Source organism: Caldisphaera sp. (genome assembly GCF_049974385.1).
GTDB lineage: Archaea > Thermoproteota > Thermoprotei_A > Sulfolobales > Acidilobaceae > Caldisphaera.
Window position 1 is genome coordinate 1 of sequence record NZ_JBMFIW010000025.1, and the last position, 22473, is coordinate 22473.

A 22473-nucleotide genomic window follows, 5' to 3' on the forward strand; every position below is an offset into this window, starting at 1 on the left:
TTGAACAATATCTATTAACAATGCCATACAGGGTTTAAGAGACGTTTGGATTTTATTACTTGCTATAGCTTTATTGATTGGTTTAATTATTTTTCCTTTTTTAAATGTTAATACAAAAAATATATTTAAGAACATGTGGAGTGCCTATTCACTTCTAGTTGTAGCAACAGCATCATCATTAATAGCAGGTATAATGGGCCTAACTGCAGCATGGGGGGAGTACTTGAACTTTTTAGGAGCACCTGGATTTTTTATGAGACTTATTAACGATTGGGGAGGAGCTTCAACATTTTTAAGTAATGTTGTAACATCGCATTCACATGAAATGCTTCCAGCATTGGGAGCAGCAATTGTGGCTGTTTTTGGAATTTCTCTAAATTATAATTCATATAAGGGAATTTCTAAAAGAATAATAGATGTGGGTATGATAGTTGCTATATTTGGAGTTATATCCATGACTACGATTTATATAATATCATCCTACGGTACATATGTTATTCCTACTATCGGGTCATTTGGTCCCCAAGGGGTTAATGGTATTGCATTTGATGATTCACAGACTGGGATAATTGGATGGGGTGCTTTAATAATAGCTGTAGGTCTAATAGGTTCAGGAGTTTTATCTTCAATGGTATCAACTAAAAGATACTTATCAATCCTAGAAATATCAACATGGCTTGCCACAATATTTGTTTTAATAGGTGTTGGATATCCAATAGAGCTTAACGAAGCTTTTTTTGGATTTGGAGTGAATGGAACTCCACCAACAGGAGGTCCTGGATTTATTTACGATGATTTATTTATGAGAGGTCATTTGGTATTGGCATTTTTCTTAATGCCAATATTAGCAGGTATAATTGCTTCTGTAATTGCCATTATGGAAGATAAAGACGTATCACAGATAGCTTCAAAAATACTTCTTGGTTTAGGATTAACTGGTATTATCTTAGGAGTATGTGGCTTATTGGTTTACATGATTTCCAGCGGTATAGGAGAAATATTGGCAATAGGAATCTCACTTATTGTAGTTTTTCTTTTTGCGATTCTATATATAACTTTTAAATTATTAAAAATATAATTTTTATTACTTTTTTTATTTGTTATGTATAATATATTAAAAATAAAAATGTTGTTATAAAAATAATATTTAAACTCTTTTAAATCCATAATATCAGGATAAAAGAAAACTGGGGATGAATTTGGCACTAAAAAATAGGAGAGACTTGCCTGACGTAGGAGAAATAGTAGTTGGTACAATAAAAGAAGTTCATGATTTTGGAGCTTATATGGTTATAGATGAATATAATGATTTAAGAGCTTTTTTGCCATGGAGTGAAGTTGCTACAAGAGCATTAAAAAATATTAATGATGTTATTAAAGAAAATCAAAAATTAGCAGTTAAAGTTATTAGGGTTTATAGAAATAAAGGCCAAGTTGATGTTAGTCTTAAAAGAGTAAATGATAATGAGAGAAAAAGAAAAATGATGTATTGGAAAAGAACCTTAAAGGCAATAAATTTGATTTTGATGGCAGCAAAACAAATTAATAAGTCTGAAGATGAGGCCTATAAAGAAGTCATTTGGAGATTAGAAGATTATTTTGGAGATGCTATGGCTGGGCTTGAAAACGCGAGTTTAGAAGGTAAGGAAGCCTTAAGGAGAGCTAAAGTACCAGCAGAATGGCATGATGTTTTGTTGGATTATGCTAAAAAATATGTTGAAATTAAACATGTTCAAATTAGTGCATATGTGAATTTAAAATCTATGGATCCAGATGGTATAGATAAAATAAAGAAAATACTTCTCGATATTAAGGATGAGGGTAAGAAGCATGAAGGTATTGATATAAAAATATATACTATAGGTTCTCCAAAATATAGGATGGACTTAATAGGGCCTGATTACAAAACATTAGAGAATGTTCTGGATAAGTTAAATTCAAAGGCAGAGAAAATGGCTAAGGAATTAAAAGTAACTTATTCGTTTGAGAGAATTAAGGGGCAATAAAATGAGATGGCTCATGAGAAAATGTGTTAATTGTAAAAAATATACCTTAAATCAAGATAAATGTCCGTATTGCGGTGGTCCTTTAAAAGTGCCCCATCCTCCTAAATATTCTCCAAGCGATAAATACGTTGAATATAGATACAAATTAAAATATGAAATAAAATGTTAAAAATTATGAGTTTTAAGACTTGCTTTTCTTATAATTAGCAGGATTACTTAAGTTCTTAAGGATTAAACCATTTACAGATTCTATTTCTCTACCTTTCTCTAAATATTATAGGTAGAAATCGATTCTATACTTATATCATTAATTGACTAAGGAAGTTCTAACTAAAACATAATATTTAGTAAGTAATAAAGACTCTACATACTTTAGCTCCCTATTTGGCTAAAGTTTTTGCAAATATTGTATTAATTGTTCGGCTGCTTCATCAGCTTTGTTTTCTTTATTTACAACTATCGATACGGTTGATGCATAATGCACTGCACTCGCAAATGATGCAGACCTTGCATATTCCATTAATTTTTCAATATCTCTTACAGTTCCAAAGTCAGATCTGTTTCTAGAAGTATCCTTTGTTTGTCTATTATAAATTTCATTAGCATCAGCTTCAATTACAGCAATCATGTCAGGTTTTAACTCATCTAACACATGCTTTGGAAGTCCTGGTAAGTATCCTGAAGAAGTCTTAACTATAGCATGAGTATCTATTAATAAGAATTCTTCTTCATTCAATTCCTTAAGGGACTCTTCAATTATTCTTTTTGCTGCTAATTGCTGTAGTTCGAGTTGTTTTCTTAGACTTAAATGCCTCATCTCATCTCTATTATTTACCAGTTTCTCTTTAATAGCAGTTTCGAGCATAAAAGTTCCAAAATTAACAACTTTTATCTTTAAATTCAATTTTTTGGCTTTTTCTTGTAAAAGAGACAAGACCGTGGTTTTTCCTACACCAGGAACGCCTGTTACAATTATTACTTTGAACTTGTTCCTTAAATAGCTCATTATTTTTCACCCATAATTCTTTTAATTAACGGGTATGCCTCAAGCGCCCTTTCGTAACTAATCATGGAATAGTACTGGTATATAATTCCTACTGCTAAAAGTATTCCTGCCCCTGTTCCAAACGAGCCAAATATTGCCGCAACTATAGCAATAGCTCCCACAATTAAGCTGCTTAAAACAGTTAATGGGTAAATATATTTAGACAAAACTGATTCAAGAATTTTTGGATTTCTTCTCATTCCAGGAATTTCTAATCCTCCTGATATTAGCTGTTCTGCTTGACTGCTAGGATTAAGTCCTGCAACTTCTACCCAAAGATATCCAAATAAGATCGATAAGACTAGCCAAGTTATTGCAAAAACAATTGTTTTTAACGGGTTTATTGATGCACTAATAATACCGTTCGGCGGCGATAAATAATAGACAAGGCCTGCATAACCTTTGTAAATAATAGAATTTAATCCTAAGAATCTTTCTAAAGGTGTTTCAAATAATTGTAAATCTGCAACTAATATTGCTAATAATAAGATAGGTATGTTGGTAACATATATAAACTGGAGAGGTATCCTACTTCTAATACCTCTTAACCTAGATGAAGTTACAGGTATTTCAACTCTCATACCATTTAGGTAAACAAGTAAAATTATTATTGCAAATGTGGATAGTAGACCAGTTAAATCTGGAAAACCGTTTGGCCTTGCAAATATCAGTAAATTTCTATCTATAATTAAAGCTGGAATAACGCCGAAGTCCATAGCTATATGAGGTATAAAGCCGAACATATCCCATACAACAGTTTGTGCAACTCCGGCTAGTATGAATAAGCTTATTGCGCTACCAAGTCCCCATCCTTTTTGTAATGCCTCGTCCATTAATATTACTAGATACGAAGCAAGTGTAAGTTGAATAACTATCAATATTTTTATAAATATTGATGGGCTATAACCTACTGGGAATAATTCTCCGCTAAGCATTACTACGACGCTTTCAATAATTGCCAAGAAAACAGCTAGAGTTTTCATAGCTCCTGTAAATTTAAGCTGATCATCAGGATTTGAAAGATCTATATCAATTATCTTCGCTCCTGCTAGAACCTCTAATATTAAGCCTGAAGTAACTATAGGACCTATACCTAATTGCATTAGTGTCCCAGCACTACTTGCAAATATGATGTTTTGTAAGGATATTGTACTTGTTAAGGCTTGCGTTGGGACGCCATATAATGGAATATTAGCCATAATTAAATAAATTGCCAATATTATGCCAGTCCAAGCAAGTTTTCTGTATAGAGTTAGCTTTTGTTTCGGTTTCTTCATTGTAGGTAAGTAGCTTGACCAACTTGCCAGGATATCCAAGACACCCAAGTTTTTGCACCACTAGCTTTATCTAGGATTTTCTGGGAAAAGGGTATATTTAAGCTCTTTCTGTTTGGTAAATTATAATGCCAATTATAGTATCAAAAAGTAATGATAAATTATTAGTAGTATAGATATATAAAGGAAAACTAAATATAAATTTTATGAGGTGTAAAAAGTGACCTTCAGAAAAATATCTGTAATAGGGAAAGTTTTTGAAAAAAGGAATTCTGCTGTCGTTATGGTTGAGGATAAACCGATATTAATTGTGAAATACAACAACTCATTATATGGTATGGACGCCGTTTGTTCACATATGGGTTGTGGGTTGCTTACAGACGTTACTGATAATATTGCAACATGCCCATTACATGGAGCTAAATTTAATGTTTTGAATGGGGAAATGATAGCACCTCCTCAAATAAAACCAGAGGTACCATGCGAATTCAAAACAGACTCAAAGACTCCTTTAAAAACATATAAAGTTACGATAAATAATGAAGGGTTTGTAGAGATAGATTTTTAAATATAATAATAATTGATATTATAAAAAAGATTTGTTCTTTATAGATATAATATAAATTAATAATAAATAAAATTCTTATAATTAATTACGAACCTTTCATAACACTAAAACATGTATTAAGGTGTGAATTTAGTTACTTCTTTAGGTAATTTAGCTAAGGGCACATAAAAAGAATGATTTAAATACTTTTATTTTTATCTAATTTTCTTGCAGAACTTAGAAAGGGGTTAAGAAAATGGTCAATATAGAGGCAGAGGTTAAAAGCATAACACAAAGTAAATTACAAAACGCTAAAATAGTTACAGCATCTAACGAAAAACAGCAAATAAATTTCGACTTAGTAGGAGATATATTGAAACTTTCTGAAGGAGATAGACTTGAGATAATTGTAGATAAGAACAAACCTGAAAATATAGATGTATATGATTTTTGTGGACATGGATATTTGGTAAAACCAGAAAATGAATCAAAAATTACAATTCTCTCTTTGTGGGGTATTATATTTCAATTCGATCCGCCTATAGGTTTAGATGAAAATACTAAATATTATCTATGTTTAAGGAAAATTTAGTTCTCATAAAGTAACGGAAATTTTCCATATTAAATCTCCTGCATAATGTAGATTTTCAATAGCTTTGCCTTTAGATTTTTGACCTATAAGCTCTTCAATTTTTTTGCTAGAGTATAATGTTTTGCCTACCATTACAGGAACTTCTTTTTCTTGGTCAAATGATGCTATTATCGAATTTTCATTAAATTCTCCTTTTACAGATTTAATCCCGGGTAGCATCAAATCAGCCCCTCTTGATACAGCGTTTGTTGCCCCTCTATCTATAATAACTCCATTAATCCATTGATAACCTCTCTTTATCAAACAAAGTAAAGTAGGAAACATTAATCCATTTGCCTTTACAACGCATGGAATTCCATTATCTAAGTAAATATCTATGTTTTCATAGCTTGCTATCTCTACTTTCTCCCATTGCATGGGAATTTTTGGAAACTCTCTAATTATTACTTCTTTTAATTCTTTTACTTCTTTTTTCGATAAAGGGTGTCTTTTAGTAATTCTAATTTTTTCTGACAATTTAATATCCCCCATTATTTTGTTTGTAAGGTAATGTTTAAAATTTTATGAAAAATTCAAAGCAAGATTAGAATAAATTAGAATATTTCTTTTCCAGATTTGATAATCTTTGCAGCATCTAGTGCAAAATAAGTTATAATCATATCAGCCCCAGCCCTTTTTATAGATATTAGAGGCTCTATGATAGATTGTACTTCATCTAATAAGCCATTTTTAACAGCGCTTCTTATCATAGCATATTCCCCGCTTACATTATATGCTGCTAAAGGTATTTCTGGATAATATTGCTTAACAAGTTGTATAACATCTAAATAGAGAAGGGCAGGCTTAACCATTATTATGTCAGCGCCCTCTTCTATATCAAGCCTTACTTCTTTTAAAGCCTCTTTTGCATTTCTTGGATCCATTTGATAGCTTTTTCTATTACCAAATCTTGGAGCAGAATCAACAGCTTCTCTAAACGGGCCATACATAGAGCTTGCATATTTAGCTGAATAAGCCATTATGCCAACATCGCTAAAACCTGTTTCATCCAATGCTTCTCTAATTGCTTTTACTTGACCGTCCATCATACCCGATGGAGAGATGAAATCTGATCCTGCTTGCGCCTGGGAGATTGCTATTTTTTGATAAACTTTTAATGTAGAGTCATTATCTATAATGCTACCTCTTTTGGAATTTAAGGGGATACCACAATGGCCATGAGTTGTATATTCACATATACATAGATCAGTGAAGATTATTGGATCCCATCCAATTTCTCTTCTTATATTTCTAATAGCCACCTGAACTGGTCCGTCTGGAGCATATGCTCTTATACCATCCTCATTCTTAATTTTTGGTATACCAAAAATCAAAAATGAGTGAATGCCCAAATTAATTGCTTCATTTATATAGTTTACAAAATAGTTTGAATCTGGAGGATAAGTTAGGTGTCCCTCTAGTCCTGGGGTTTCTATAGGTTTATCTATAGACTCATTAACAAATACTGGAAGTATTAGCTTTGATGTATCTAGATAGGTCTCAGAAATTAGGTCTCTTAAATATCTTATTGATCTTAATCTCCTTGGTCTTATTCTTGGGAACGAGGCCAAATATATCACCTCATATTTCTCTTATAATATTCTATTATTAATTCTGATATATCACCTTTGTACGAATCATGCATTAAATTAAATATAGGCCTCATAGATTTTTTGGTAAAGCTTTCGAATGCTATTCTCAGAGCATCATCTAAATTCATTCCTTTATTTATATTTTTCTTAGTTTGTTCTATTTCATTTTTAATAATAGAATCTATATACTTCATTATTTCTGAGATACTTTCATCGATATACCTTTTTCTCAAATAGTCAATTAACTTTCCTGTTTCCTCTTCTATTATTTTTTCTACAAGAGGTATTTGGCTCATCCTATGAGTAAAGTTTTCTTTTACTATCTTTTCTACGCTTTCTAAATTATAGACTGTATCGCTTTCTAAAGCATTAGGTGTGGAAATGTCTATAATTAAATTATTGTTGTTTAATAATTCTTTTAAAAAGTCAAAAGGCCCTCCTTTAATTGCAATCAAAACAATATCATATTTTTTGTTAACTATTGAATTAAGATCCTCAATTTCAAAATTGCACCTATTATTTATTAGCATCTTTGCTTTTTCCTTAGTTCTATTGGCTATTGTAATTAATTTGGGATTATATTTTGAGCATATATGATCAATCATTATTTTGGCAGCATTGCCTGCTCCAATTACTGCTATTTTTTTATTATCAAGAGTGCCTAAGATTTTTGATCCAAATTCCACTGAAGCTTGGGGATATCCCAGAACTCCCTTTGATATATCGGTTTCGTTTCTAACCCTTTTACCAACTATTATTGATTGATGGAAGACTGAATCAAGCAATCTGCTTGAATAACCCATATTTTTTGACTCTTCCCATGCGTTTTTAACTTGAGATAATACTTCAGTTTCTCCTATAATTGCAGATTCTATTCCCGAAGATACTCTAAATAAATGTATTGCAGATTCTATTCCCGAATATTTATGAAGGTATTTAGTATAAATACCTAGGCTTTGATTTAACTCATCTAGTAGAACATCTTCATTTGTTGAATCTACATATATTTCAAATCTATTGCATGTTGAGAGTATCACTAACCCTTTTACTATATTGAATATGTTATTATAAATTTTTTCTTTAATTTCACCGAGCTTTACTAAATCGTAGAAGCAAGAATCTTTGTATGTTATTGAATAAAGCTTTAAATTATTTATGTCGTATTCTTGGTTATTCATCACATGCACCTACAAGACTTTAACAATCATCTAACATTAAGCGCATTTTATATAAAAAATTTATTTTAATATATACATTTATATACGTTCGCTTATAAAAACAAGCTTTAGTTTTATTTTTGAAAAATTATTTTATTTATTAGGTGGTAGCTAATGATAATAATATATCACGATCCAGGAAATGAAAATGAAGCAGAAAAGTTTCTAAAATTAATGAAAGAAAATAATATAGAAGCAACTATAATTCCAGTTTCTAAAATTAATGAGTTAATACCAAAAGATAATGAAATAATAATTTCCTTGATACCTTTTAGAGGAGGACATAATGAGAGTATAAAAGAAATAGCAGATCATTACAATGCTAAATATATAAAAATACCCTTAGAGATGATATATGTAAATTTGAAAAAATATTTAAGCGATAAAAAATGTAAAGATGTTTGCTTTTTATATTGGAATGCTAAAAGGTATGTAGAGCTTCAGGAAGAAGATTTAGATAAGATTAGGCAAGCAATAAAAAACGAATTAGGCATAGAAAGCTATTCGAATTGTGAAGAATGCCACGATTGCTTTATTGCATTAACATTAATGAAAGGTAAAATTTCTGAAAAAGCGCTTAGTTATTATAAAAATTGTAAATCGAATTTTGTCTTAGAAGATATATTAAGTGTAATAAAAGAAGACTTAGTTAAATGGATTAAGAGTATAAGGGATGCGGGGGGTGGGGTTTGAACCCACGCAGGCCTACGCCAACGGGTTCTGAGCCCGTCCCCTTTGGCCAGGCTCGGGCACCCCCGCGCATTTAATTAATATGCAATCATCTCATATATAATTTATAATTGATCTTTGTTTTAAAGTGGTAATTTGCTATAATGCATAAAAAGCAAAAAATATTATACTGCAAAAAACAATGAAATAAAATAGCCCCTATGACAGACGCTCGCTATTTCTGAGATAAGTGCATGATGATCAACGGGTCTGTGAGGGGCGGTTTAGATATTTATTTTGGATTGGTCTCATGCAATCAGATTAAAAGGTTTTGTTTTTAATCTTTAATTAAATTAATTTAGATAGGATGTGGACCCGTAGCCTAGCCAGGATTAGGGCGTCGGCCTGCGGAGCCGAAGGTCGGGGGTTCAAATCCCCCCGGGTCCGTGAAATCATTATTATAAAATAAATTTAGAATTTATGTGCCTTTTTGGTGCATATGTAGAATGAGTTTGAAATGTTTGTTAACTGGGGAGTTAACAATAACAAATTATTTATATGTCTTGCTTCATGAATTTCATATTTTTGTTAATAAATAGGCATAAGATTTATTAATATGAAGTTTTCATGCATTTATAAATAACTTCATTTATATTAAATTAAAGGGATGATAGTATGCAATCAAGTACTAAAGCAGTTCCAGGAAAGGGAATTGTTATAGTTTCTATAATAGTAGCTATCTTATTTGCATTGATTATTTTATACGCAGGTTATGTAATTAATACATTGCCTTCAAGCTATTTCACAAACTTAACTAAAGCTTATAGTAGTTTTCCAGCAATAAATTTAACAGGAACTGGTTTGAAAGGCTTTCTATCAAACGTTTTATATGGCTACGGTATAGTATTTTTAATTCTCGGATTACTTGGAATTCCCTTTGTATATATGCCGTTATCCCATAATCTACCTGAGAAGGCCTCAGGTCCAGCTTTAGCTATAGGTATAATAGAAATAATCGTTGGCCTAATAACAATAATTTTTATAATACCTGGAATATTAATGATAGTTGCATGGTACCAAATAAGGAAATTTAATCGTGAAATGGCTTTGCAATCAGCTATACATCAATAGTTCAAATTTTTATATTAAGCATCTTATATAAAAAAGGTATAAATCGTGAGTAAGCAAAGAAGAAGACAAGGAGATAAAAATGAGTAAGTCAAATATTTGTAGTTTATGTGCAAACTGGAGGCCACACGTTCAATATCCTTTCATAGGACTTTGTATTAAATTCGGAAAGTTAACTGTAGATGATGATTCTTGCGAATTCTTCGAAGGTATAAAGTTAAAAAACAACGAGTTTTATTGGGTTCCTGAGATTAAAACCAGAGTTTTTGGTGAAGAAGCAAAAATACTTAACCATAAGGGATACAAGGTTTACATAGGTGCTTATGTAGATCCTGATGTTAGAGAGGAAATATATGGAGCATTTTAGTTCCTATAAACTATATTTTTACATCATATGGTAGGAGTTTGAAATGCAGGAAATAGTAGAAAAAGGATTAATTAATAAAAAATATAGAAAAAGTATGATAAAAGTAGCGTTATTTTATCCCTCAATTTATAGTGTTGCTATGTCATCTCTAATATTTCATAAAATATATTTTCTGATTAGTGAAATTGAAGATATTTATTTGGAAAGATTTTTTATGCCACATCTATATGGAAAACCAGTGCCGTTAAGAAGCTTTGAAAATGGAATGCCTTTGAAAGATTTTGATTATATTATAATACCTGTTCATTACGAATTAGATTATGTCAACATAATAAAGGCTTTAATAGGTAGTAATATAGAGATTATTTCAAGTAAAAGAAATAAGCCTAAAATTATAATTGGAGGACCTACTATAACTGCAAACCCAGAACCTATAGCTGATATTGCCGATATAGAGATTATTGGGGATCTAGAAGCTGTATGGAGAAAATTGGTTGACATATTTTATAACGAAAAAATTGAGCCAGGTCGTGGCTTATATGTTCCCAGTTTGGGAAAACATGAAGTAGAGGTTGCATATTCAAATAATTTTGATTCTTCCACTAAAAGAATTCTAACTAAAGAGACCATATTTACATTAGGAGTTGAAGTAATGAGAGGATGTCCTTTCAATTGCACCTTTTGTATGGAAAGCTACATTTCAAAGCCAACGAGATTCAGAAAGGAAGAAGAAATTATAAACGAAATTGAAGAATTAAATAAAAAATATAATGAGAAAGTATCTCTTATAGGTCTCACAATAAATTCTCATCCTAAATTCAAGTATATCCTAAGGGAGGCTAAAAATAAGAATTTAAAAATATCATTGCCTTCACTAAGAGCTGAATTACTTGATGATGAAACAATAGGATTATTATCAGATTTGGGCCAACTAACTTTGACTATAGCGCCAGAAAATTCTGAAAGAGTTAGATATGCATTAGGAAAAGAAATTTCTGATGAAGAAATAATAAATACAGCTAAAATTGCTGCAAAATATAACCTGAATCTAAAATTGTATTTTATAACATCGATTCCAGGAGAAAAAGAGGAAGATTTGAAAAGTATTGCTAATTTAACAAAACTTGTAAAAATGGTTGGAATTAAAAAGATGCATTTGAGCGTTAATCCTTTAATAATAAAGCCAAGAACTCCCCTTCAATGGTTACCTATGGAGAATGAAGATAAAATGGATGAAAAGATTAATTATATAAAGAAAAATTCTTATTATGAGGACTTCACTACCTATGACCCATATCTAGCAATAATTCAAGGCTCTATAGCATTATCTGATAGAGATGTACTAAAGTACTTAATTGAGGTTTCAGTAAATGGAAACAATAAAGTAAATTGGAGAAATATAATGAAGAAAGGATTATCTAGCATAGCTTTTAAGGAAAGAAATGAGCCATTTCCATGGGACCATATTAAAGGATTTATTGATAATAAATTCTTAAGGGAAAGATTTTTAATGTTTCGTAAAAGAATTGGTTTATTTTAATAGATGCTCTTGGTTTATTAAAAAAATAAAAAGGAAGATTTTAAATAATCTGGTTGTGTCTAATAGCTAGGAGGAGAAAATCATGTCAGAAAATTCGCATTTGCAATCCAACACGTTCAAAGTAATAGGAGATTATTTAAATTCGAGCGTATTGGTAAAAATGAAAGGAAATAGAGAGGTTAAAGGTATATTAACTAGCTATGATCAGCATTTAAACCTTATATTAGACAAGGCAGAAGAGCTTGAAGGAAAGAATTCAAGGCCATTGGGATTAGTGCTTTTAAGAGGAGATAATGTAATAGCAGTTAGTCCTGCAGGGTGATTTTTATGACAAAAGGAACTCCTTCAATGGGATTACATAATAAAGGAAAAACTCATATTGTATGTAGAAGATGTGGTAGAAGATCTTTTAATGTAGCAAAAGGTTATTGTGCCGCATGTGGATTCGGTAAGAGTAAAAGAATGAGAAAATATAGCTGGCAAAATAAAAAGGTTAACAGAGTAAGAATTGTCTAGGTGTAAGTTTTGGAAGCTAGATGGGATAAGAATAGAGAAAAATTAAAGGCTATACTTGAAAAGAATAATTTGGACGTACTAATTTTGACAGGTAAAGAAAATATCACATATGCAACGGGCATTAGAGATCCAACAGAAGTATTGATAATCTCAAATAAATGCCAAGATTATTTGCTTACTTCAACACTTGATTACTTTAGGATGCTTAATAGAGCGCCAAAAGATATTTCATTAAAAGCCTTTTACAGGCCAGGGGAAAAAGGTACAGAGCCTCCAATATCAAAATCAGATTTAATAGAAGGTGGTTTGTTAGAAGCTATAAAGGGCATTTCTACACAATGTGGAAATAAAATATCATCCGATTTATTATGGTCAAATTATACTGTAGGAAAGTATTTAAGCGATGAAATTAAGGTTCAAGACGTTAGCAATGATATAATTAAGTTAAGAGAAATTAAAGATGACTGGGAAGTAGAGCATATAATTGCTTCTATAGATGCATCAGAAAAAGCTCTAAGACAAGCTCTTGATATTTTAGACAATAATCCAACTGAAAATGATGTTGAAGCAGCTTTCTATTCATCGTTAATGAGCCAAGGTGCATGGGCAGAAGCTTTTCCAACTATAGTTGGTTTTTATGAAAATACTGCGCTTCCTCATTACAATCCGGGAAATGTAAGATTACAGAAACCAGGGCCTGTATTAATTGATTTCGGAGCTAATATGAATGGATATTTGAGTGACATGACAAGATCTTTGTGGTATGGCGAAGGTGGAAAAGATTATAAAAAATTAATTGAGATAGTTGCTGATGCTCAATCTAATGCTATAGATATAATAAAACCTGGAGTTGAAGCATGGGAGCCTGATAAAGCTGCAAGACTGGTATTTGATAAAGAGAATATAACAAGGTATTTCAATCACGGTCTTGGTCATGGTGTTGGAGTGGAAATTCATGAAGCACCATATTTGAGGCCAAATTCAAAAGATGTATTGGAACCGGGCATGATAGTTACAGTTGAACCTGGAATATATTATCCAGGTTTATACGGAGTCAGAATCGAAGATATGGTCTATATAACTAAGAATAAAGCAAGGTTAATTACTAAGTTTTCTAGAATCTTATTCTAAGTATGCTATTAAATTTTCTGATAAAAATTAAATAAGTATAGTTTATTTAAAATAAAATACTTATTAGGAATTTTATTGGATTTAGCTTTTAAAGTTAAGAATGTATTTATAAATAGGGATTCAAATGAATAGAATTAAGTTAGTTATGCATATAAGTTATGATAATCAAGAATCATTAAAGAATTTGTTTTCAAGCATATATAGTGTTTTAGATACAGCAAAACAATCACAAATAGATGTTGAGGTTGTTATTACTGATAGAGGTGTTATTAATTTTTTAAAAGGAAATGTAGATAAATATACATATGAAACTGTAATGGAACTTATAGGATCTGGTGTTAAATTTAATGTATGCAATATATCGTTAAGATCCCTTGGTATATCGTTTAATGATTTAATAAGTGGTCTAAACAATGTTGAATCAGGCATTCTAAAAATAATAGAATTGGTAAATAATGGTTATGTTTATATAAAGCCATGATTTCTAATTTTTTCCCACCAATATTAAAATCATCTACAAACAATACACAATCTACACTTTATTAATTTTATGTTGCAAATATTTTTATAGTAATGTATTCACAATTATAAATGAGGTGACAAGTATGGCAATTAGTAAAGATCCTTATGTAGAGGCTAAGAAGCAACTTAGAAGCGCGGTCGATATCTTAGGTTATTCTGAAGAAATATATGAGATGCTTGCAACTCCAGAAAGAATAGTTCAAGTTAAGATACCAGTTAAAATGGATAATGGGAGCTTAAAGATATTTACTGGTTGGAGGGTGCAACACAATAGTGCATTAGGTCCCTATAAGGGAGGGGTTAGATATCATCCAGAAACAAATCTAAGCGAAGTAATGGCATTGGCAATGTGGATGACTTGGAAGAATTCATTAGCTGATATACCATATGGCGGTGCAAAAGGCGGTATTCAAGTCGATCCCTTCCAATTGAGTCCTAGAGAGCTTGAAACTCTATCAAGGAAATATTTCGCTGGTATAAGCAAGTTTGTAGGAGTTGATAGAGATGTTCCAGCACCTGATGTAAATACTAATCCACAAACGATGGCCTGGTTCATTGATGAGTATTCAAGTAGGTATGATGCGCAGATTTATGGGGTTGTAACTGGTAAACCTTTAGAATTGGGTGGTTTACAGACTAGAATCTTTTCAACAGGTCTTGGTGTTGCAACTGTCGCTAGAGAAGCGGCAAAAAAGGTTTTTGGTTCAATAGAAGGGAGGACTGTGGCAATTCAAGGTTTTGGTAATGTAGGATTCTATACTGCTAAGTTTTTAAATGAAATGGGGGCTAAAGTAATTGCAATATCAGATGTTAAAGGTGGTATCTATAGCAGTAAGGGTTTTGATGCAGATGAAATTAAAGCTGTATTAGATAAAAAGAAGAGTATGTTCGTAGTGGATTATCCAAATTATGAAAAGAAAATAAGTAACCAAGAATTATTAGAGCTTAATGTTGATATATTAGTACCTGCAGCAATAGAAAATGTAATAACAGAAGAAAATGCTCCAAGAGTTAAAGCTAAGCTAATTGTTGAAGGTGCTAATGGACCAACATCGCCTGAAGCTGAAGAATATTTAACAAAGAAAGGAGTTGTAATAGTTCCTGATACGCTTGCTAATAGTGGAGGAGTTATAATGAGTCATATAGAATGGGTAAATAACAGAATGGGCGGATGGATTACAGAAGATGAAGCAAAGAATAGATTAATACAGAAAATGGAAAATAATTTGAATATGATTTGGAAGTTCTGGGATAGTAAACTAGATCACGAGAAGCACAATTTAAGAATGGCAGCTTACGGAATTGCAGTAGATAAAGTTGTAAGGGCTATGAAGCTAAGAGGTTGGATTTAACTATATTATTTATCAAATCTATTAATTCTTTTTTATTTAATGCACTTATTTTATAATAAGCTTCAAAGTTTAGTTTATTTGCTGATTCATTGATTGCTTTTTCTACATCTTTTATTTCAATTTCATTTAACAAATCTATCTTGTTTATTATCAAAATAATTTTTTTATTTAATATAATACTTTTGATATCGTTTATTATGTTTATTTGTTTATCCAAATTCATGTACGCCTCTTTAGATGGATCCATTAAAAATAATATAAGGCCATCAAGATATTTCAATGCACTGATAGCTTTTCTTTCTATTTCATTCATCTCATTTATATTTCTATCTAATAATCCTGGTGTATCAATTACTTGGATAACTTGTCCATTATCTAGAGTAAAATGGCCTATAATAATATCTTTTGTTGTAAAAGGATATGAAGCAATCTTTGTTTTTGCGTTCGTGATTGTTGAAACTATCGTAGATTTTCCTGCATTAGGAGGTCCAGCAACAATTAATGTTTTTCTATATGGGTCTAGTCCAGGAAAAGAAGACATAGTTATAACAAGGTTTCTTAGATATTCTAATGATTTACTACATTTTTTAATAGATGATATCATTCTTCCTCTAGCTTCTCTAGATAAAGATTTCATTTCTTTCGAATTATTTGCAGCCAAGATTTCATTTCTATAATTTATCCAAAATTTTTTTAGTAATGTTCTAGACTTTTTAATACATTTTATTGATTCATAAATCTTTTTTTTATCATAATTTACTTCAATAAGCCCCCAATAAAAATGATGCAAGTTTTTTAACAATTTTTCTAATTTTAATACAGATAAAGTTTTAGAATTTATAACATTATAAACGAGCTCAATAGACATTATTTCTCTTTCGTATTCTTTACCCCCTTTTTTCTGATACCTTGACTTTATTTTTTCTAATATTTCATTGTATAGAGGTATTTGAATTTCTTTAGCAAACCCTGCTGGATCCATAATCGTTTCTTTCAATTTTCTTCCTCATAGATGAGTCTAATTTTACCTTATTAAGTTTAATTTTATTTGTTTAAAAGTTTTTTCCTTACTTTGATTTCATATTCATTTATGAGATCCTTGTGTTTACGTATTATATTTTTTAAAGTTATTTTAGATATTTTAAGTTCTTTTGATGTTAACAGAATTGAATTTTCTTTAGAATAGCCATAAGATCTATATAAAGCATAAAGGGCTATTGCATATTTATTTCTTTTTGTTCTAGATTTAAGTACAGGAAAATCATTTAGAATTTGATAAGAAATTTTAAAATCTTTGTTATCATTAATTTTATCAACTTTTTCATCAATAATAGATGATATACTCGATATACCATGATAATTTGTCTTAATAATTTTTCCTCTTTTTATTGCTTTCCTAATTTTATCTTCTAAGATCATATTATAATCCTCATTATAATATAAAACTTCTTCTCTATTTTTTTGATGTCTTATTTTATTTTTTTCATAAAAATATTGGCTATTATCATCAATTAAAGTTTGGATAACTGCTCCGCAATTTTGGCAAACTAAGTAACCAGTTTCATTGCTCCATGCTAATCTATATGATTTGCAATATGGACATCTTAATATATTGTCATTCATTTTTACCACAATTTTATTTTATATAAATAGTATTAAGTAAAGTTTTAATTGCACTATATAATTTAAGGGAGGGAGCAAATTATTAGAAAATAGCGAAACAATTAAAAAGTATTACTGGGCAATTCTCTTTAGAATTTTTAAAATACTATAGCATTAGGGGGAAAGAGTTGTCAAAAATAAACATACCTAGAGTAAAAACAAACATATCAAATATTAATGATGCATTTAACCTCTTTTTACGAGAGTTAGAAGTTTCAGGTGCTTCTCATCTTACTATAAAATCCTATAGAGTAGCAATAAAAAATTTCATAAGTTACATTGGAGAGGATAAAAAAATCAGTGATATTAGCTCCGAGCTATATTTAAATTGGCTTTCTAACCTGAAGAAATTAATGTCAAAGAAAACAGGCAAGAATTATGAAACTACACTTCATTATTATTCTATATTTGTTAGAAGGTTTATTAATTGGTTGGGCATAGATGATGATTTACCTATAATGTCAAATAAGAGGCTTAGTTTCAGCAATGCATTGAGTTGGGAAGAAATAACAAGGCTTGCCTCCTCTATTAGGGATTTAGATGATCTCTTAATAATATCAGTTATGTCAGAAACAGGATTAAGAGTAAGAGAGCTTTTAAATTTAACATGGGATGACATTAATTTTAATACTGGGCAAATAAGAGTTCAAGGCAAATATAACAAAGAAAGAATAGTTTTCATCGGCCCCTTAAGTAGGCAAGCTCTATTGCAAGCTTATTCTTTATATAAAGATAAGAGGAAGAATGTTATTGATTTGACATATCAAGCAGTTTACAAAAGATTAAAAAGCTTAGCCATTAGAGCAGGCATTGATCCAAAAAAAGTTAGACCTCATGTATTAAGGCATACCTTTGCAACGGAAGCTTTGAGGAGGGGAATGAGTTTACCCGCTCTACAAAGATTGCTGGGACATAGTGATATTAAAGTTACGCAACTATATTTACATTTAGTAAATGATGATGTTAAGAGGGAATATAATAGATTGTTTGCTCAACAAAATTTCGTGCAAGACTATCAAGGCTTTCCAACACCTTATTATTCCAATAGACCATAAGTTGTTTATTATTAAATTTTTATAAATAAATTATATAATTTTAAAGCTTTTATAATTACTTATTTTCAACTTTTGTATGATTATAGTATAGCATTTAAAACTCTAATTCCCTAATTAGATTATCTATTTTGTTTCTAAGCATTATTAATTTTTCTTTATCTACTTTAATATTTTTCTTATCTTCTTTAATTAAGCTTTCAAAAAAACTTAGAAAATCATTAATTCTTTCAATAATGTATTCAGGATCTGGCGAATAATAAAATGCAGTCAAGGTTACTTTTGCAAATTCTCTGCCTTCGCTTGTCAGTTCATACTTACCTTCCTGGTTTTTAAATACTATGCCCTCATTGATAAGTTCGTTAACTATAGGATAGAGGCTCCCAGGAGAAGGTCTCCAAGCTCCATTAGTAACTAGTTCTATCTCATTCATAAGCTCTACCCCATTAAGGGGTTTTTTATAAAGCAAAGATATTATCATTGGTCTAAGCCATCCTCTATGCCTCCATGCTCTTGCCCATCCAGGTTGATATCTTCTCCTCCATTCCCAAAACGACATATTTTTCACATCTTTTTATTTATCTTCTGGTAATAAATAATTATTTAATTCTTTTAAATTTTACTTATAATTTCTTGGATTCTGTTCTTGAGAGCGTTGGAAAAATCTTCATTATTTATTATAATGCTTATTACTTCGTAAGTAGGACTAGGAAGTCCAATTATAACAGTATTACATCCAACAAATAAATCCATAAATACTGCTTTGCTTTTTACTATTTTAAATCCATGTTTTTCTGATTCTTCAATATATTTTTGTTCAATTTTTGTATCATATGGTATTAGTAATGTAGCTCCGCTTCTTGTTGTTGATATTATTTCATAAAGTAATGGCCACAGATCAACAAGTTTGTCAAGTACTTTATATACCATGAAAAAAGGTTTCTCATCGCATTTTCTGACAATAGCTGTAGTATTTCCTATGGTCTCTTTGACACCGTATATTATTTTAACTTCATCAAAAACTTTAGTTTTTGTTATATTAGACAAGGCTTTACCTAAGCTTTCTAATTCTCTAGCTCTAATGTTTGCATCAACAATCATATTTTGAGCTATTGCTTGTAAGGATGATGATGGGTCGACAACTTCATAAAAATTTTCTTCTTTTGCAGTGATTAAACCTTTCTTCTGCAAGTTCTTTAGCACATCATAAACTCTCTGAACTGGTATATTAGAATTTTTAGCTATATCGACTGGTTTTGATTTTCCAAGTTTAATTAGCGTTACATAAGCGCTTGTTTCATATTTGTTGAGTTTTAATACTTCTTTAACCTTTTTTACAATCTCTGTTAAATCTTCGCTCATAATAGATCCCAAATAAAATATAATAAATTAAATTAAAAAGCATTAATAATGATTGTTCTAAACTTAAATTATGGACCCGCAGCTCAGCCAGGATAGAGCGCTGGCCTTCGGAGCCAGAGGTCCCGGGTTCAAATCCCGGCGGGTCCGTGCCAAGTCATATATTCTATATAAATATGTATTACAAATTCATATTACCCAGTATATTTTAATTCTTTAATTATAATTGATTGAAACAACAATATTATATTTATAGTATTAAGTGTAGTATTAGTGAAATCTATTTAATATTTAGTTATGATAAAATAAGCGGCAAACCTTGTCTTTTAAAATGGCAATACTTTTAAGATTTATCTTAAAAATAAATTAGAAGATAATATCAGCAATCAAATTGGATATGCTTTTCTGAAAAGTATAGTAAACCTCTACTTTTTACCAATTAAAAAAGGTTAAGTTTTCTCCCTTAGATCAAATTTAAGCATGAAGAGTTGAAGTGATTTTACTTTCAAATACCTAAGGAAAGAATAAAAATAGTTTCCATTAAAGAAAATTAATCCTTGAGACTTCAAGAATTAGTCCTTCACAGCAAGAAATAGGTTATATTTAAAAGCTTTATATATTTTTTATTATGAAATAATTAATACCATTAAATTAAAATGGCTATAAAGTTTTTAATTTTAATAATATTAATAAATGCAGTGAAGATGGTGAGCTAATTGAAGGAAAGGCCTATATTAGCTATACATACTGGAGCTGGTACATGGAAAAATGTTGATGATATAAATCAAATAGTTGATATAATTAAGGATTCATTAAATGCTGGTTACGAGGCATATAGAAATGGAAACTGCTTAGATATTGTGACGAGTTCTATAGAGGTTATGGAAAACTCTAATCTTCTAAATGCAGGATTAGGTAGTACACTCGATATTGTAGGAAATATAACTATGGATGCTGGGTTAGTGAATGGTAATTCAATGAAATCAGGTGCAGTTGCAGCGGTATCATACCCTAAAAATCCAATAAAGTTAGCTAGGTTTGTTTTGGAAAATACACCTCATTTAATTTTAGCGGGACAATATGCTGATGAGCTTGCAAAAAGAATTAATATAGAAAAACATCCAGGCCCTTCAGAAAGATCAAAAAAGCTATGGAAAAAATTAAAGGAGAAAGCTGAAGATAAATTTATTATTGAAAGAATTAAAGCAGCTAAATTAGTTGGCTATGATACAGTTGGGGCAGTTGCTATAGATAAAGACAATTGCCTTTCTTCTGGAGTTAGCACAGGTGGAGTGAGCTTAAAATTACCAGGTAGAGTAGGAGATAGCCCTATTTTTGGTGCAGGCTTTTATGCTAACAAAAAGATGGCTGTAGCAGCAACTGGAATTGGAGAAGTAATAATAACATCACTTCTTTCTTATAGTGTTTCACGAAACTATGAAGCTAATGAAGATTTAATCAATTCAATGAATTTTTCAATTGAAGAAATAAATAAAAAGTTTGGGAAAGATACTGTGGGTATTATAGGGATAGACTATAAAGGTATGGTTTGTGGAGTTTTTAATACAGAAGCAATGCCATGGGGATATATTACAACAGAAGGAAAGATTTTTATTAGAGGGCTTCCGTGATGTTAATTTAAAAGGTATTTTAAATTAATTAATATTAAATTTGATCTAAATGTAATAGTTACAAACTTCTAATTCTATCAATAATATTTTAGGATTACAAATAATTTGTTTTTATTAGTTCCAATAATATTAAAATTTATTTTGTTTTATATAAAAATATAAGCCCTCTTTTGAAACTTATATGAAATTTAATATAGCTAAATATTTAATATTTAAGTGGGTAAGAATGAATTATTTGCCGAGAATTGTTTGATTAATAGATTAGTTTAAAGAAAAAATACTATATTTTTTATCATGAACTTTTATAAACATTTCTTTTTACATAATTTAGTTAGCAAGGTGGGTTAGTATTGAGTAGGAATAATAGATCTGTCTCAAAGGGAGTTATAGTGGGTGTTATTATTGTTGTAATAATAATAGCCGCTGCTGGAATATATGTTGCAACTAGAAAACCCTCTGTAACCACTTCTACAACCACTTCTACAACCACTTCTACAACCACTTCTACAACCACTTCTACAACCACTTCTACAACAACATCTGTTTCTTCCTTATCTCCAGTTGCAGTCTCAACATATGCAACTGTTGCAGGAACACCAATTAATTTTGTATTATCTTCATTTACTCCATCAAGTAATAAATATGCATTGTTTTATCCAGGTAATGGTAAAGTAATAAACACAACATCACAATACGTTAACGTAACATATAATTACCCAGGTCATTACCTAGTTTACTATAACGTATATCAAAATGGAGTCTTAACAGGTTCATCATTATCAAATCTAATAGAAATAACAGTTGCACCAAGCATACCTGAAAGCTTAGCTCCATTAGTTACAGTCCCAACAATTACTTTTAACATAACAAGAAACCCAACAGCACCTGTTTTCACAACAGGTGAAACTGTTTATCTATCAGGAGGTTTCTTACAGCCACCATCAGGTCAAAACATGACAATATATGAATATGTATGGAATTTTGGTAATGGACAAACACAAACAGTTATGGCAATAAACTCTACAGGTTATGCAGAGCAAGTCGTTTTAACAGGCTCTGGAAATACAAGCTATATAGAACCTTCTATAAATCCAGTTAACGTAACATATAGTTCACCTGGTCTATATGCAATATCATTAACAGTTGTTACTAAAAACGTATCATCAGGAAAAACATATAATTATACAACATATCAAACAGTTGCAGTATCAGCATCTAGCTTACCATTTTCA

At 30.5% G+C, this 22473-nt stretch carries 25 protein-coding genes, 3 tRNA genes and 1 pseudogene; 19 read left to right on the forward strand and 10 right to left on the reverse strand.

Annotated elements, in window-relative coordinates; genetic code table 11:
• The first annotated feature begins 133 nt into the window (after nt 1–133).
• The 3 genes from ACP5GV_RS06750 to ACP5GV_RS06760 all read left to right on the forward strand — a co-directional run bounded on the left by ACP5GV_RS06750 (nt 134) and on the right by ACP5GV_RS06760 (nt 2175).
• The gene (locus ACP5GV_RS06750) at nt 134–1078 is read left to right on the forward strand and encodes a hypothetical protein (protein ID WP_428089841.1); all 945 of its coding nucleotides are present in this window, start codon (nt 134–136) and stop codon (nt 1076–1078) included.
• Nucleotides 1079–1199: 121 nt separating this feature from the next.
• Nucleotides 1200–2006, forward strand: a complete 807-nt coding sequence (locus tag ACP5GV_RS06755) for a translation initiation factor IF-2 subunit alpha (protein ID WP_428102995.1) — start codon at nt 1200–1202, stop codon at nt 2004–2006.
• 1 nt (nt 2007) lies between these two features.
• Nucleotides 2008–2175, forward strand: coding sequence for an RNA-protein complex protein Nop10 (locus ACP5GV_RS06760; protein ID WP_428102997.1), 168 nt, complete (start codon nt 2008–2010; stop codon nt 2173–2175).
• Nucleotides 2176–2394: 219 nt separating this feature from the next.
• On the opposite strand, the gene ACP5GV_RS06765 is transcribed toward ACP5GV_RS06760, so the two are convergent.
• Together ACP5GV_RS06765 and secY are read right to left on the reverse strand one after the other, a co-directional pair.
• Nucleotides 2395–3012, reverse strand: coding sequence for an adenylate kinase (locus ACP5GV_RS06765; protein ID WP_292319610.1), 618 nt, complete (start codon nt 3010–3012; stop codon nt 2395–2397).
• On the reverse strand, nt 3012–4376 hold the full coding sequence (secY, locus tag ACP5GV_RS06770; protein WP_428102999.1) for a preprotein translocase subunit SecY: 1365 nt from the start codon (nt 4374–4376) through the stop codon (nt 3012–3014). The genes ACP5GV_RS06765 and secY overlap by 1 nt, the downstream gene beginning before the upstream one ends.
• A 169-nt stretch (nt 4377–4545) precedes the next feature.
• Between secY and ACP5GV_RS06775 the strand changes: the two genes are divergently transcribed.
• The gene (locus ACP5GV_RS06775; protein ID WP_428103001.1) at nt 4546–4893 is read left to right on the forward strand and encodes a Rieske (2Fe-2S) protein; all 348 of its coding nucleotides are present in this window, start codon (nt 4546–4548) and stop codon (nt 4891–4893) included.
• Between the two features lie 235 nt (nt 4894–5128).
• Nucleotides 5129–5464, forward strand: a complete 336-nt coding sequence (locus tag ACP5GV_RS06780; RefSeq protein WP_292319607.1) for a DNA-directed RNA polymerase subunit G — start codon at nt 5129–5131, stop codon at nt 5462–5464.
• 3 nt (nt 5465–5467) lie between these two features.
• Here the strand turns inward: ACP5GV_RS06780 and ACP5GV_RS06785 are convergent, their stop codons facing one another.
• The 3 genes from ACP5GV_RS06785 to ACP5GV_RS06795 all read right to left on the reverse strand — a co-directional run bounded on the left by ACP5GV_RS06785 (nt 5468) and on the right by ACP5GV_RS06795 (nt 8273).
• Nucleotides 5468–5980 (reverse strand): DUF1947 domain-containing protein, encoded by a 513-nt coding sequence (locus tag ACP5GV_RS06785; RefSeq protein ID WP_428103004.1) that lies wholly within the window; start codon nt 5978–5980, stop codon nt 5468–5470.
• Nucleotides 5981–6057: 77 nt separating this feature from the next.
• Nucleotides 6058–7074, reverse strand: coding sequence for a porphobilinogen synthase (hemB, locus tag ACP5GV_RS06790; protein WP_428103006.1), 1017 nt, complete (start codon nt 7072–7074; stop codon nt 6058–6060).
• 5 nt (nt 7075–7079) lie between these two features.
• Entirely contained in the window at nt 7080–8273 is a 1194-nt protein-coding gene (locus ACP5GV_RS06795; protein WP_428103008.1) for an NAD(P)-binding domain-containing protein, read from the reverse strand.
• 153 nt (nt 8274–8426) lie between these two features.
• Between ACP5GV_RS06795 and ACP5GV_RS06800 the strand changes: the two genes are divergently transcribed.
• Nucleotides 8427–9005, forward strand: coding sequence for a hypothetical protein (locus ACP5GV_RS06800; RefSeq protein ID WP_428103010.1), 579 nt, complete (start codon nt 8427–8429; stop codon nt 9003–9005).
• On the opposite strand, the gene ACP5GV_RS06805 is transcribed toward ACP5GV_RS06800, so the two are convergent.
• Nucleotides 8987–9071 (reverse strand) — tRNA-Leu (locus ACP5GV_RS06805). The two genes, ACP5GV_RS06800 and ACP5GV_RS06805, sit on opposite strands and share 19 nt — an antisense overlap.
• Before the next feature lie 281 nt (nt 9072–9352).
• On the opposite strand from ACP5GV_RS06805, the gene ACP5GV_RS06810 reads away from it, so the two are divergent.
• The 9 genes from ACP5GV_RS06810 to ACP5GV_RS06850 all read left to right on the forward strand — a co-directional run bounded on the left by ACP5GV_RS06810 (nt 9353) and on the right by ACP5GV_RS06850 (nt 15537).
• Nucleotides 9353–9428 (forward strand) — tRNA-Arg (locus tag ACP5GV_RS06810).
• Between the two features lie 228 nt (nt 9429–9656).
• Nucleotides 9657–10112 (forward strand): hypothetical protein, encoded by a 456-nt coding sequence (locus tag ACP5GV_RS06815; protein WP_428103012.1) that lies wholly within the window; start codon nt 9657–9659, stop codon nt 10110–10112.
• A 79-nt stretch (nt 10113–10191) separates the two neighbouring features.
• Entirely contained in the window at nt 10192–10476 is a 285-nt protein-coding gene (locus ACP5GV_RS06820; protein WP_428069684.1) for a hypothetical protein, read from the forward strand.
• Nucleotides 10477–10519: 43 nt separating this feature from the next.
• Nucleotides 10520–12016: a B12-binding domain-containing radical SAM protein gene (locus ACP5GV_RS06825; RefSeq protein ID WP_428103015.1), complete on the forward strand. Its 1497-nt coding sequence runs from the start codon at nt 10520–10522 to the stop codon at nt 12014–12016.
• Between the two features lie 82 nt (nt 12017–12098).
• The gene (locus tag ACP5GV_RS06830) at nt 12099–12338 is read left to right on the forward strand and encodes an LSm family protein (RefSeq protein ID WP_292321114.1); all 240 of its coding nucleotides are present in this window, start codon (nt 12099–12101) and stop codon (nt 12336–12338) included.
• A gap of 5 nt (nt 12339–12343) precedes the next feature.
• Nucleotides 12344–12532: a 50S ribosomal protein L37e gene (locus tag ACP5GV_RS06835; protein WP_428103018.1), complete on the forward strand. Its 189-nt coding sequence runs from the start codon at nt 12344–12346 to the stop codon at nt 12530–12532.
• Between the two features lie 9 nt (nt 12533–12541).
• On the forward strand, nt 12542–13663 hold the full coding sequence (locus ACP5GV_RS06840; protein ID WP_292321112.1) for a M24 family metallopeptidase: 1122 nt from the start codon (nt 12542–12544) through the stop codon (nt 13661–13663).
• Nucleotides 13664–13787: 124 nt separating this feature from the next.
• The gene (locus tag ACP5GV_RS06845; RefSeq protein ID WP_292321110.1) at nt 13788–14144 is read left to right on the forward strand and encodes a DsrE family protein; all 357 of its coding nucleotides are present in this window, start codon (nt 13788–13790) and stop codon (nt 14142–14144) included.
• Between the two features lie 124 nt (nt 14145–14268).
• On the forward strand, nt 14269–15537 hold the full coding sequence (locus ACP5GV_RS06850; protein ID WP_428069689.1) for a Glu/Leu/Phe/Val family dehydrogenase: 1269 nt from the start codon (nt 14269–14271) through the stop codon (nt 15535–15537).
• On the opposite strand, the gene ACP5GV_RS06855 is transcribed toward ACP5GV_RS06850, so the two are convergent.
• Both ACP5GV_RS06855 and ACP5GV_RS06860 read right to left on the reverse strand, forming a co-directional pair.
• Nucleotides 15512–16534: a GTPase gene (locus ACP5GV_RS06855; RefSeq protein WP_428103020.1), complete on the reverse strand. Its 1023-nt coding sequence runs from the start codon at nt 16532–16534 to the stop codon at nt 15512–15514. The genes ACP5GV_RS06850 and ACP5GV_RS06855 overlap by 26 nt on opposite strands.
• A 47-nt stretch (nt 16535–16581) precedes the next feature.
• The gene (locus tag ACP5GV_RS06860) at nt 16582–17160 is read right to left on the reverse strand and encodes a TFIIB-type zinc ribbon-containing protein (RefSeq protein WP_428103022.1); all 579 of its coding nucleotides are present in this window, start codon (nt 17158–17160) and stop codon (nt 16582–16584) included.
• A gap of 167 nt (nt 17161–17327) precedes the next feature.
• On the opposite strand from ACP5GV_RS06860, the gene xerA reads away from it, so the two are divergent.
• Entirely contained in the window at nt 17328–18254 is a 927-nt protein-coding gene (gene xerA, locus ACP5GV_RS06865; RefSeq protein WP_428069695.1) for a tyrosine-type recombinase/integrase, read from the forward strand.
• A gap of 94 nt (nt 18255–18348) precedes the next feature.
• On the opposite strand, the gene ACP5GV_RS06870 is transcribed toward xerA, so the two are convergent.
• Complete coding sequence (locus tag ACP5GV_RS06870) at nt 18349–18810, reverse strand: PadR family transcriptional regulator (RefSeq protein ID WP_428069697.1); 462 nt, start codon at nt 18808–18810, stop codon at nt 18349–18351.
• Between the two features lie 53 nt (nt 18811–18863).
• Nucleotides 18864–19613 (reverse strand): TrmB family transcriptional regulator, encoded by a 750-nt coding sequence (locus tag ACP5GV_RS06875; RefSeq protein ID WP_428103024.1) that lies wholly within the window; start codon nt 19611–19613, stop codon nt 18864–18866.
• Between the two features lie 72 nt (nt 19614–19685).
• Between ACP5GV_RS06875 and ACP5GV_RS06880 the strand changes: the two genes are divergently transcribed.
• From ACP5GV_RS06880 to ACP5GV_RS06890, 3 genes and pseudogenes are all read left to right on the forward strand, one after another.
• A tRNA-Arg gene (locus tag ACP5GV_RS06880) sits at nt 19686–19760 on the forward strand.
• A gap of 566 nt (nt 19761–20326) precedes the next feature.
• Nucleotides 20327–21241 carry an isoaspartyl peptidase/L-asparaginase gene (locus ACP5GV_RS06885; RefSeq protein ID WP_428089830.1) on the forward strand — a complete coding sequence of 305 codons (915 nt, stop codon included), beginning with the start codon at nt 20327–20329 and terminating at the stop codon, nt 21239–21241.
• A gap of 350 nt (nt 21242–21591) precedes the next feature.
• Nucleotides 21592–22473: pseudogene (locus tag ACP5GV_RS06890) on the forward strand (ABC transporter substrate-binding protein); the annotation flags it as partial.

Coding starts and splice junctions, on each gene's coding strand:
- ACP5GV_RS06765 (WP_292319610.1), bottom strand. CDS start 3,012: ATGAGCTATTTAAGGAACAAGTTCAAAGTAATAATTGTAACAGGCGTT.
- ACP5GV_RS06820 (WP_428069684.1), top strand. CDS start 10,192: ATGAGTAAGTCAAATATTTGTAGTTTATGTGCAAACTGGAGGCCACAC.
- ACP5GV_RS06835 (WP_428103018.1), top strand. CDS start 12,344: ATGACAAAAGGAACTCCTTCAATGGGATTACATAATAAAGGAAAAACT.
- ACP5GV_RS06830 (WP_292321114.1), top strand. CDS start 12,099: ATGTCAGAAAATTCGCATTTGCAATCCAACACGTTCAAAGTAATAGGA.
- ACP5GV_RS06845 (WP_292321110.1), top strand. CDS start 13,788: ATGAATAGAATTAAGTTAGTTATGCATATAAGTTATGATAATCAAGAA.
- ACP5GV_RS06750 (WP_428089841.1), top strand. CDS start 134: ATGTGGAGTGCCTATTCACTTCTAGTTGTAGCAACAGCATCATCATTA.
- ACP5GV_RS06795 (WP_428103008.1), bottom strand. CDS start 8,273: ATGAATAACCAAGAATACGACATAAATAATTTAAAGCTTTATTCAATA.
- ACP5GV_RS06780 (WP_292319607.1), top strand. CDS start 5,129: ATGGTCAATATAGAGGCAGAGGTTAAAAGCATAACACAAAGTAAATTA.
- ACP5GV_RS06875 (WP_428103024.1), bottom strand. CDS start 19,613: ATGAGCGAAGATTTAACAGAGATTGTAAAAAAGGTTAAAGAAGTATTA.
- ACP5GV_RS06850 (WP_428069689.1), top strand. CDS start 14,269: ATGGCAATTAGTAAAGATCCTTATGTAGAGGCTAAGAAGCAACTTAGA.
- ACP5GV_RS06860 (WP_428103022.1), bottom strand. CDS start 17,160: ATGAATGACAATATATTAAGATGTCCATATTGCAAATCATATAGATTA.
- ACP5GV_RS06870 (WP_428069697.1), bottom strand. CDS start 18,810: ATGTCGTTTTGGGAATGGAGGAGAAGATATCAACCTGGATGGGCAAGA.
- ACP5GV_RS06825 (WP_428103015.1), top strand. CDS start 10,520: ATGCAGGAAATAGTAGAAAAAGGATTAATTAATAAAAAATATAGAAAA.
- ACP5GV_RS06815 (WP_428103012.1), top strand. CDS start 9,657: ATGCAATCAAGTACTAAAGCAGTTCCAGGAAAGGGAATTGTTATAGTT.
- ACP5GV_RS06760 (WP_428102997.1), top strand. CDS start 2,008: ATGAGATGGCTCATGAGAAAATGTGTTAATTGTAAAAAATATACCTTA.
- ACP5GV_RS06800 (WP_428103010.1), top strand. CDS start 8,427: ATGATAATAATATATCACGATCCAGGAAATGAAAATGAAGCAGAAAAG.